This is a genomic window from Shinella sp. JR1-6, from assembly GCF_004284735.1.
Lineage (GTDB): Bacteria > Pseudomonadota > Alphaproteobacteria > Rhizobiales > Rhizobiaceae > Shinella.
Genome location: NZ_SHMI01000061.1, coordinates 1 through 9,727 on the forward strand (window position 1 = coordinate 1; position 9,727 = coordinate 9,727).

Genomic DNA, 9,727 nt, shown 5'->3' on the forward strand with positions numbered 1-9,727 from the left:
ATCGGCGTAAGCAACCAAATCCTACGTCATTTCAACGGTTTGAACCATATCCGCCAACCCCTCGTGAATTATTCGGGCTAGCTGCACTTGAGGAGTGCCGATGCACAGCCATTCGGAACGGATAATCCCAGCCATCTGCTCCTCCAGTTTCAGCGTGGTGAAGCGCATCTCGGGTCGCTGGGCAGCGATGACAATCGCTTCGGTATTTGCCGCACCGCTCTTTTGGCGCTTCACGAATGGGCGCACGCACTGTGGTACGATCAGCCGGACTTGATGGCCCAGCTTGGTTATCTCACGCGCCGAGTAGTGAGCACTACCGCAAGCCTCCATGAATTACCCCGTCAGGGCCAGAGCTTTCATCCAACTTGTAGCCATGATGTCGATTCCTCATAATTAGCAGCACGACGCCGACCGGCCGGCCGGCCGACCGTTAAAATTGTTGCATTTGAGTTGCTTCGATCTCTGCGGCTCCACAATTGCAGCAGCTTTACCTGTCGATCTTTTTCTCCACGTAATGCTGCTGCAATCTTTTGGACAAAGATGACCCAAATGAAGTGAATGGAGGAACGATGCGGCTCCTATTGATCGAGGATGAAAGGGAATTGGCCAACGCATTGACGGCCGGCCTGGCAAAGCATGGCATCGTCGCGGATCACACGATGTACCTCACTCATGCGCAGGAACTTGTTCTGCAGAACGACTACGATGCTATTCTTCTTGATCGCCGCTTGCCGGATGGCGAAGGCCTGACGTTCATCCCGAAGCTACGGCGCGCAGGCAATAGCACGCCAATCATCGTTTTGACCGCTCGGAATGAACCGATGGAGCGCGTCGAAGGACTTGATTTTGGCGCGGATGACTATCTCGGAAAGCCGTTCCTGATCGAGGAACTCATGGCGCGGGTGCGCGCGCTCATGCGGCGCAATCCGGAGCTCGCCAATCGGGATATTCAGATTGGCCGGCTATTGATTGACCCACTGCATCTAACCGTCAAGATCGACGATACTTGTCTCGATATGCCAAGGCGCGAACTCCTGGTGCTTCAGGCGCTGGCCAAGCGGAAGGGCAAGACAGTCTTGCGCTCAGCGCTTGAAGAGGCTGTCTACAATTACGAGGAAGAAATTCAATCGAATGCTCTCGACGCCCATATTTCCAGGCTCCGGAAGAAGCTACTGGATGCTGGTGCCAGGGTAACGATCCATAATATTCGTGGTGTCGGATACCTGTTGAAGGAAGAATAATGCGCTCACCGCCCAGCAGTTCGCTTTGGTGGAGGCTGAGTTGGCAGCTCAGCGTTGTGATCACTGTTGTCATCGGTGTGGTTTTCGTTGGACTGTCTGTTTATGCCACTATGGTGCTTTCTCCTAACATTGCGATGGAGAGGGAAATCAAATCAGCGGTCAGGCAGGCGATCTCACGAAATGGGCAAGGGAGCCTGGAACTGAAAGATACACTGCAGCTGCAGGCCTTGTTTGCGGAGAACAGCGAACTTTGGATTGTAGCAGCCGGCACAGACGGCGCTTCTGTGTCCCGCGGCACCGTCCCGGCCCCCTATGCGGCGATCACGCCACTTACCTACTTGTTTGTTTCTGCGGACATCCGCAAAGCCGATGGGCTAAAAGACATTGCCTCTATCGACGACATAAAGACCCCGTTTGGCGAGGTGCGGATTTTATTCGGTGGCGTCGCTGGAAAGGGATCGTCGGTCGTGGCGATCCTAGCAGAGGCATACCCGATCTATGTCTCGCTACTCGTCGTGTCGTTGCCCGCAATTTTTCTCGCCGTTCCACGGATTGTCAAACGCGCACTTGCACGCGTAAGCGATGTGGCGGACAAGGCTTCGCAGATTGAGCCGCGACGGCATGGAGCGCGCCTTCCAGTCGACGGCATACCCAAGGAGGTGGCGCCGATCGTCACAGCGTTCAACGGAACGCTCGATCGTCTCGAAAATGAAGCCAAGAAACGCCAACGCTTCCTAATCGACGCGGCCCATGAGCTCAGAACGCCTATTGCAATCATGCAGACGCGGATTGACGGCATGCCCGAAGGAGCGGAACGTTCACGATTGCTTGAAGACGTTGCGCGTCTGGCCGACACCGCTGAACAGCTCTTGGATTTTGAGCGCAACGATCAGGCGCTGGAAGCGAATGGCAAGGTCGATCTGGTTGTAGTGGCACAGACAGCGGTCGCAGATATCGCCCCCGTGGCGATCGCAGCGGGCTTCCTGATTTCCTTCCAGAGCGATACCGTGAAACTCGAGCGCGAGGGTAGTGCTCCGGCGCTGGCAAGAGCAGTCAGCAACCTTATCCGCAATGCTATCGACCACGGTGAGGGTCGCGGAGAGATTGCCGTTTCGGTTTCGGCGGATGGCTCGATTGCGGTAGCCGACCAAGGGCCGGGCATACCAGAGGAACATCAAGAACTGGTGTTCGAACCCTTCTATCGGGTGACCCCGAAAAGCGAAGGATCCGGGTTAGGCCTGAGCCTTGTCAAGCAGATAGTCGACAACCATGGCGGACGTGTTTTGATGCAGAGTGACCGGCGCGGCACGGTTGTAAAGCTTTTCCTTTGAGCTGATGGCAGTACGCAAGTGCTCGCTCCTGATTTTCGCGGCTGGAGCTTTCTCGTAATGCTGCGGCAATCCTCCGCGCAGACTGTCCCCGACGCGATCAGCGTCGGAGAGTAATGAAGTGAACAGCAACCCTCATCTCTATCATCGTTTGCTTGACCGTCCGGCCCGAAGACGATCTATGGTAGCCTTGCTCCTGACAACCGCCATTGCGGCATCGGGATGCACTTCGGTTCCAATCAAGGAGAGTGGAGCGCTTACCTCCTACAGCAAGCTCGGCCCCGCAAAGGGCAAGCTGGGCAAGAAGCGGATTTTCGTGGAGGGGCAGGAACTTGTACGAGTGAAGACGGTCCGGATCATCCCGACAAGCTTCTCCTTCGACGCCGCATCTCGGATCAAGTCGCAAGCCGACCGTTTCCTCGTTTCCAATGCGATGGACCGTGCACTGTGTGTGGCGTTGAGCGATAAGTATCAACTGGTTCCCTCCGGACGACCTGCCGACCTTACGGTCCGTTCCGTGGTCACCGATATAGTCCCGACTAACAAGGGTGTCGCGGCAGCAGCGACTATCGCCAGCGTCGGCGGCGGCTTCGCGATCCCAAGCAATATCCCCCTGGTTGGCATACCGCGCATACCATTCGGCCTCGGCGGCCTCGCCGTAGAGGCCGAAGCAACCGATAGCTCGAATGTCCAGCGCGCGGCGATGATGTGGAGCCGCGGAGCGAACTTCATTCAGGACAAGCCTCGCTATTCGGAGGTAGGCGACGCCTATGGCCTTGCAAGCAAGTTTGCCAGTGACTTTTCCCGAGTGCTCACTACGGGCAAGGAGCCAAAAATGTTGGACATTTCAGTTCCTTCAAGACATCGACTGAAATCCTGGCTGGGCGGCAGACACAAATATACTGCATGCGAAGCGTTCGGGCGAGCTCCAGGCTTGGTTGGAAAAGTCGCTGGCAAATACGGTCTTCCACCGCAATGGACCGAGAAAAGACAGATGCCTTCGGATGCGAGATGATGATCGGGAAAATCTTGCTGCGTCAGAACTGACTGACGGCAGGGTATTGTTGATTATGTGATGGCCCACCCTTTCGAGGACATCCCATAATCAGCAGGCTATTTTGTCGCGATCTCAAAGGCGGCGTCGAGGCAACTCGCGACGACACTGGAGTTGCCGGGTTGGTAGCTTTCTTCACGAATACGGCGACTATGGTGAGCTGGCAAACGGTGAAACGCGGCTGGCGTTCTCCTCCTGCGCCCTTATGCGTCGACTTGGAAAAATCCCGCCAAATCTGACGCACGGGCACCCGATTTTGAGTTTGCATTGAGACCGGATTGTGTCTACCGCCCTTCAGCGAGCCCTGTTGGCTGACGCCATCCTCGTACAACATACACGCGACGAACCATGGGGCCAATGGAGTAATGAGGCGGACGGCCTCCGCACCCGGCATCGCTGTGCCATACTGTGGCTGTCAAAGGCCACAATCGTGAGAACCGTCCATGAAGGAACTTACCACAGTCGGCCTTGATATCGCTAAGCACGTTCTTCAGGTCTACGGCGTCGAGTAAAATGGCGGCTTCGTTTTGCGGAGGAAGCTCCGGCGGACAGAGGTCGTCAGCTTTTTCAGTCAGCTCTCACCTTGTCTGATCGGCATAGAGGCCTGCGCCACTGCTCATCATTGGGCTCGAGTTTTGTTTAATCTCGAGCATGAGGTTCGATTAGCGTTCGTGGACAAAGGGTATCCATAGTTTGACTGCGGCGATTGCGACGAAACCGAGGTAGGATTCTTTGGTCTTGTCATAGCGGGTCGCAACGCGCCGCCAGTTCTTGAGCTTGTTGAAGAGCCGTTCGATCTGGTTGCGCCATTTGTATTTTGGCTTTGTCGTGCGGGATCGGCTCGCGCCTGTTGCTTTTTGAAGGGATGACAGCCTCGACCTTGGCACTGGCGATTTCGTCGCGAATGGCGTCGGCGTCGTAACCCTTGTCGGCGAGGAAAGCCTCGATCCGATCGGAGATCATGCGGAACAAGGGCGCAAAGCCTTGGGTATCGTGCGTTTGCCCGGGCGTCAGGACGTAGCCGAGCGGTCGACCTTTCGCATCGCAGCGGGCATGGAGCTTAGTGGTGAAGCCGCCGCGCGATCGACCAAGCGCCTCGGTCTCCTGAGACCCCTTTTTATGCCGACCGCACAATGATGTGCCCGGACAATTGTGCTGTCGATCATGTCGGCGCTTCGATCCCGCTCGACCATCTCTGCCAGCGTTTCGAGCATTGCTTCGAACACACCGGTCTCGACCCAGCGTCGATATCGGCGGAAGACGCTGTTCCACTTGCCGTATTCATCAGGCAGGTGTCGCCATTGCGCACCCGTGCGCGCCATCCACATCATGCCTTCGAAATAGCGCCGATTGTCCTGAGCAGGGCGGCATCCGCGTCCTTGCTCGGGGGGAAGAAGCGGGCCGATCACCGCCCATTCCTCGTCCGTCAAACCGATCCGTTCGCCCAAGGCTACCTCCAAATGAAAGCCTTGAATCAAAAACCGCTTCCGCAGTCAACCTTTGTCCACGAACGCTAATGCCGGCGTCTTGCGTCAAACCGTACGTGAAGCGGCAGAAGAACGATGCAAAGGATGCGGAAGCGATCTGTGAGGCGGTGACCCGACCGACAATCGCGGCCCAATCGGCCGAGCCGAGTCACCATGAGCTCGTCGCTGGGGTGCAGAAATTCTATGACGGTCGCCAGCGCGTCGTGCCCGTCGCGACTGTTGCTGGACATTTTTTCCGACCGAGTGATGGTCTCCGTCGATTTCGGGTAACCTACAGCGCACACAGCCTACCTCTGGAGGTTTACTGTTTCACCAGGACACCGGCCTGGGACGTCTAAGAAGGCATCCAGTCGGATATCATCGACCATCTGCTTGCGATCCTTCCGGAATTCGATCTGGATGTATTCCAGAAACCGAATGGCCGCGATTTTCAGGCCTATCGCCCTTTGAATGAACCTGCATCACCCCCATCACCTGGATTCGCGCTCGGCCATTCGGGTGAAGTAGGGTATGGGTTCATAGACCGGCGGCACCGGCCGGCCGGCGATCACGTTGGACCAGCCGCCAGCCGATAGCCCGCCATTGCCAAATTTGATCGAAGCAAGACGATGCCCGCATTCTATCGCAAATCCAAGCTTCTGCGTCGGTCCCGCGTCTTCTGGGGCTCGTTTTCCCTCTGGCGTCCGCGCCTCATCTTCTGGTGCGGCGCGCTCGCCATCGGGGTTGTCAGCGTCGGCTTCGCCAAGCTTGCCGACCTCGCTCAGCACGGCTTCACAAGCATGACAACGGCTGGCGAATGGAATTATCTCATTCCGCTTCTCATAACCCCGGCCGGTTTCGCCCTCTCGGCCTATCTGGCGATGCGTTTTCTTCCGAACGCGCAGGGCAGTGGCATCCCCCAGGCAATCGCCGCGCGGCATCTCAAGGACGAGGAGGATCGCGGCCGCTTGCTGTCCCTGCGCATCGCCTTCGGCAAGATTCTCCTGACGGTATTCGGTCTTCTTTGCGGCGCCTCCATCGGCCGAGAGGGGCCGACGGTACAGGTCGGTGCCTCGATCATGCTGGCCGCCGGTCGCTTCGGCGGCATGGCGCAGGCCCGCGGCCTCATTCTCGCGGGCTCGGCTGCCGGCATCGCCGCCGCCTTCAATACCCCGCTTGCCGGCATCGTCTTTGCGATAGAGGAGATGGGCCGCACCTATGAAGCCCGCACCAATGGTCTCGTGCTTGCCGCCGTCATCATCTCCGGCCTTGCAGCGCTCGGCCTTTCAGGCAGCTACCACTATTTCGGATCGACGTCGGTCGCGCCCGTTCAGATGCGGGACTGGGCGCTGGTCCTGGCCTGCGGCATCGGTGGCGGAGCGCTCGGCGCGATCTTCAGTGGCATGGCACAGCATTTCGGGCAGCGCATCCGACGCTGGGCACAGCCCGAGCCGATGAAGCGCATGGTGCTGCTGGCTCTCTGCTGCGGACTGGCCATCGCCGCTATAGGCGTGCTCTCGGGTGGCGATACCTTCGGCACCGGCTATGAGCAGGCCAAGGGCGCCGTACAGGGCGAAGCCCTGCCGCACTTGTTCTTCCTGGAAAAGTTCGCCGCCGGCTTCCTTTCGATGCTGTCAGGCATTCCGGGGGGTATCTTCGCCCCTTCCCTTTCCGTTGGCGCGGGCCTCGGCAGCACATTGGGCTCACTCCTCGGAACCAGCATCGCGCTTGCCGCCGTGCTTGGCATGGCGGGTTACTTCGCCGGCGTCGTGCAGGCGCCGATGACGGCCTTTGTCATCATTCTCGAAATGACGGGCGACCACGAGGCGGTGATTCCCATCATGGCCGTCTCGATGCTCGGCTATCTTACGTCCCGTATTCTCTCGCGCGAGCCACTCTATCACGGCCTCTCCCGCGTCTTTATCGCAGCCGCCATCCGAATGCGGCGGGCGGCCGGAAAAGGCTCCGGAGAGACTGACATATGAGCCGGTCAGAGTAATTCCTGCCAAACGAACAGTGATCGCCGCTTCGAGGAAAGGTGGAAACGCTCTCAGGAGGTCTGTACCATGACCCACGGATGCCGATGGTGATCAAAGACGCGTTGTGTTGGCTCCAGTCCATCCTTCTCCTCAAAGCAGCCAAGAGCCAAAGCCGTCATGCCAGGGCGAAAGTCTGGCTCCCAGAAGAGGGTGAATCGGCAGGAAGGGCAGAAGTGAAACTCGACGGGCTTGCCGCGGTCGCCGATCCGGGATAACACCGTAGATATGCTGGCGACTTCGGTCATTCCAATTGCAAAGAACACAGCAATCCCGCAAGCGGAGCCTTTCCGGCGCTGGCATTCCAGGCAATGGCAGACGGAGACTGTCACCGGTTCGCCCTGCGCGACAAGCGAAAGCGCGCCGCAGGAACAGGTAGCCTTCCGTTTCATTCGTGCCTTCTCCCAGGTTCAACCAAATCTTATGCCAAATCGCCGTTGACCGCTGCACAGCATTTTCTATAAGGGGTTCATTCACCCCGGACCCGGTGAAAATCCGGGTGGCTCTTCTGGCCGCCGATCCGCCAGACAACGCAAAAGCATCAAACCAGTTCACATGCCGGACATCATCCGGTCTGGATGCACTACTCTTGCGGACTTTTCATGTTCAATCTGACGACCTACAAGCGTGAGTGGTTCTCGAACATTCGCGCCGATACTCTCTCCGGCATCGTAGTGGCGCTTGCCCTCATTCCCGAAGCCATCGGATTTTCCGTCATTGCCGGCGTCGATCCCAAGATCGGGCTCTTCGCCTCCTTCGCCATCGCCTGCGTCTCCGCCTTCGTCGGCGGCCGGCCCGGCATGATCTCCGCCGCCACGGCGGCGACGGCCGTTCTGATGGTCACGCTCGTCAAGGAGCACGGGCTGGAATATCTCTTCGCGGCAACGCTTTTGATGGGCTTCATCCAGATCGGTGCGGGCTTTCTGAAGCTCGGCCGCGTCATGCGCTTCGTCTCGCGCTCCGTCATCACCGGCTTCGTCAACGCACTCGCGATCCTCATCTTCATGGCGCAGCTGCCGGAGCTGATCGGTGTGCCGGGGCTGACCTATGCGATGATCGCGGCGGGCCTCGCGATCATCTATCTCTTCCCTTATGTCACCAAGGCCATCCCGTCGCCGCTGGTCGCGATCCTCGTGCTGACCGGCGTCGCCTATTGGGGCGGCCTGGACCTGCGCACGGTCGGCGATCTCGGCGAACTACCCTCCGCGCTGCCGATCTTCGCACTGCCCCAGGTGCCGCTGACCTTCGAGACGCTGCAGATCATTTTCCCGTACTCCATGGCGCTCGCCGCAGTCGGCCTGCTGGAATCACTGCTGACTGCACAGATCGTGGACGACATGACGGATACGCCGAGTTCCAAGAGCCAGGAATGTATCGGTCAGGGAGCGAGCAACATCGCTTCCAGCCTCATCGGCGGCATGGGTGGATGCGCCATGATCGGCCAGTCGGTGATCAACGTCACCTCCGGCGGCCGTGGACGTCTCTCGACCTTCGTCGCAGGCGCCTTCCTGCTGTTCCTCATCCTCGTGCTGGACGATCTCGTGCGCATCATTCCGATGGCAGCCCTGGTCGCCGTCATGATCATGGTCTCGATCGGCACTTTTTCCTGGCGCTCGATCCTCGACCTGCGCCGCAATCCTCTGTCTTCCTCCATCGTAATGCTGGCAACGGTCGCGACCGTGGTTGGCACCCATGACCTTGCCAAGGGTGTACTCGTCGGCGTGCTGCTCTCCGGCGTGTTCTTCGCCGGCAAGGTCGCCAAGCTCTTCCACGTGCGCTCGACGCTGGGTGCGGAGGGTACGGAACGCACCTACCATGTCGACGGCCAGATCTTCTTCGCGTCGGCGGAAAGCTTCACGGCGGCGTTCGATTTCACCGAGACGCTGCGCAAGGTGACTATCGACGTCACGCAGGCGCATCTGTGGGACATCACGGCCGTCGGCGCGCTCGACAAAATCGTCCTCAAATACCGGTGCCAGGGTATCGAGGTCGCCGTCATCGGCGTCAACGAGGCGAGTGCACACATGCTTGATCGGTTCGCGCTGCACGACAAGGAGCACGCTTCGCTCTCAGGATCGGCAAATTGAGCCCGTAGGCCACCTTACGCTTCGGCCACCGTCGCGCAATGAGGATTCAGCTCCATCAACGCCATCGTTACCTTCGCACGATACCGTAACGGAATTGCGGCCTTGAAAAAGGCCGTACCGTTTGGAGTGACGATGCCTGACGCGGTACTATTTGCATCTCGCGACGCATGTCCAACTGCAGCTTTTATTTTTGATGCCGCAGGAACCATCGTGCACGCAGGCTCTTTTACACGCGCGATCAATTCGACGGGCTCCCAATGGAGCTGCTTCTGCCCGATTGGCCGCTTGAGTTAGAGATGCCGCTGTGTCGCATCGTAGACGGCGCAGGCCATGAAAGACGTGCATGTGTCAGGATCGCGCGCTGGCTGGGCCGCTCCGACGTAAGCCCACGGTGAGGGCCGCCTTGTGAGGTGACGCTGAACATCGGAAGTCCTAGTGCAAACACTAGGGATAGTCCTATGACGAAGCATCCGATTGAAGTGATCACGTCTGTTGAGCGCCGTCGACGCTGGTCT

Annotated in this window: 7 protein-coding genes, 4 pseudogenes and 1 other annotated feature; of the genes and pseudogenes, 7 read left to right on the plus strand and 4 right to left on the minus strand. The window is 58.6% G+C overall.

Annotated elements, in window-relative coordinates; all coding sequences use genetic code 11:
* Positions 1 to 138: 138 nt before the first annotated feature.
* Positions 139 to 330: pseudogene (locus tag EXZ48_RS33355) on the minus strand (IS110 family transposase); the annotation flags it as partial.
* 239 nt (positions 331 to 569) lie between these two features.
* Here EXZ48_RS33355 and EXZ48_RS33360 point away from each other — a divergent pair.
* The 4 genes and pseudogenes from EXZ48_RS33360 to EXZ48_RS35670 form a co-directional block, all read left to right on the plus strand.
* Complete coding sequence (locus tag EXZ48_RS33360) at positions 570 to 1,241, plus strand: response regulator transcription factor (RefSeq protein WP_024270015.1); 672 nt, start codon at positions 570 to 572, stop codon at positions 1,239 to 1,241.
* Entirely contained in the window at positions 1,241 to 2,572 is a 1,332-nt protein-coding gene (locus tag EXZ48_RS33365) for a HAMP domain-containing sensor histidine kinase (RefSeq protein WP_024270016.1), read from the plus strand. The genes EXZ48_RS33360 and EXZ48_RS33365 overlap by 1 nt, the downstream gene beginning before the upstream one ends.
* A 178-nt stretch (positions 2,573 to 2,750) precedes the next feature.
* Positions 2,751 to 3,584 (plus strand): DUF3313 domain-containing protein, encoded by an 834-nt coding sequence (locus tag EXZ48_RS33370; protein WP_081870489.1) that lies wholly within the window; start codon positions 2,751 to 2,753, stop codon positions 3,582 to 3,584.
* Between the two features lie 482 nt (positions 3,585 to 4,066).
* Positions 4,067 to 4,288: pseudogene (locus tag EXZ48_RS35670) on the plus strand (IS110 family transposase); the annotation flags it as partial.
* A 76-nt stretch (positions 4,289 to 4,364) separates the two neighbouring features.
* Here EXZ48_RS35670 and EXZ48_RS35680 read toward each other — a convergent pair.
* Together EXZ48_RS35680 and EXZ48_RS35685 are read right to left on the minus strand one after the other, a co-directional pair.
* Complete coding sequence (locus EXZ48_RS35680) at positions 4,365 to 4,757, minus strand: transposase (protein WP_245290333.1); 393 nt, start codon at positions 4,755 to 4,757, stop codon at positions 4,365 to 4,367.
* A pseudogene (locus EXZ48_RS35685) lies at positions 4,712 to 5,101 on the minus strand (IS5 family transposase); the annotation flags it as partial. The pseudogene EXZ48_RS35685 and the gene EXZ48_RS35680, both read right to left, overlap by 46 nt.
* A gap of 35 nt (positions 5,102 to 5,136) precedes the next feature.
* Here EXZ48_RS35685 and EXZ48_RS33380 point away from each other — a divergent pair.
* A pseudogene (locus EXZ48_RS33380) lies at positions 5,137 to 5,235 on the plus strand (IS110 family transposase); the annotation flags it as partial.
* 483 nt (positions 5,236 to 5,718) lie between these two features.
* Entirely contained in the window at positions 5,719 to 7,074 is a 1,356-nt protein-coding gene (locus tag EXZ48_RS33390; protein ID WP_023516470.1) for a chloride channel protein, read from the plus strand.
* Between the two features lie 65 nt (positions 7,075 to 7,139).
* Here the strand turns inward: EXZ48_RS33390 and EXZ48_RS33395 are convergent, their stop codons facing one another.
* Positions 7,140 to 7,517, minus strand: coding sequence for a GFA family protein (locus EXZ48_RS33395; RefSeq protein WP_037405224.1), 378 nt, complete (start codon positions 7,515 to 7,517; stop codon positions 7,140 to 7,142).
* 85 nt (positions 7,518 to 7,602) lie between these two features.
* Positions 7,603 to 7,658, plus strand: a sequence feature (sul1 is cis-regulatory element that is thought to sense ions involved in sulfur or methionine metabolism; They are found in Alphaproteobacteria).
* Positions 7,659 to 7,727: 69 nt separating this feature from the next.
* On the opposite strand from EXZ48_RS33395, the gene EXZ48_RS33400 reads away from it, so the two are divergent.
* Positions 7,728 to 9,212 carry a SulP family inorganic anion transporter gene (locus EXZ48_RS33400; protein WP_130521306.1) on the plus strand — a complete coding sequence of 495 codons (1,485 nt, stop codon included), beginning with the start codon at positions 7,728 to 7,730 and terminating at the stop codon, positions 9,210 to 9,212.
* The last annotated feature ends 515 nt before the right edge of the window (positions 9,213 to 9,727 follow it).